1 protein-coding gene is annotated in these 279 nt (G+C 54.8%); it reads right to left on the bottom strand.

Features of this window, described 5'->3' with window-relative positions; all coding sequences use genetic code 11:
• A partial coding sequence (locus R0J88_RS19635) for an ATP-binding cassette domain-containing protein (RefSeq protein ID WP_410900817.1) occupies positions 1 to 279 on the bottom strand: 279 nt, incomplete at both ends.

Below are 279 nucleotides of genomic sequence, written 5' to 3'. Positions count from 1 at the left end.
CCACTGGCGCGGGCTTTATGTTTAAGCAAACGCAGTACCTGCAACTGCACCGTGACGTCCAGCGCCGTAGTCGGTTCGTCGGCAATAATCAATTGCGGCTCGCAGGAGAATGCCAGCGCAATCATTACCCGCTGGCGCATACCACCTGAAAGCTCAAACGGATAGCGCGACATAACTTCCACGGCATCCGGGATTTGCATCTCTTCCAGCAGGGCAATCGCTTTAGCTCTGGCTTCCCGACGACTTATTGGTTGATGATGGACGTGATCCGCCATCATC

The sequence above is a fragment of the Pseudoalteromonas sp. SIMBA_162 genome (genome assembly GCF_046535955.1).
GTDB classification, from domain to species: Bacteria; Pseudomonadota; Gammaproteobacteria; order Enterobacterales; family Alteromonadaceae; genus Pseudoalteromonas; species Pseudoalteromonas marina.
This window is presented reverse-complemented; position numbering and strand designations above follow the sequence as displayed.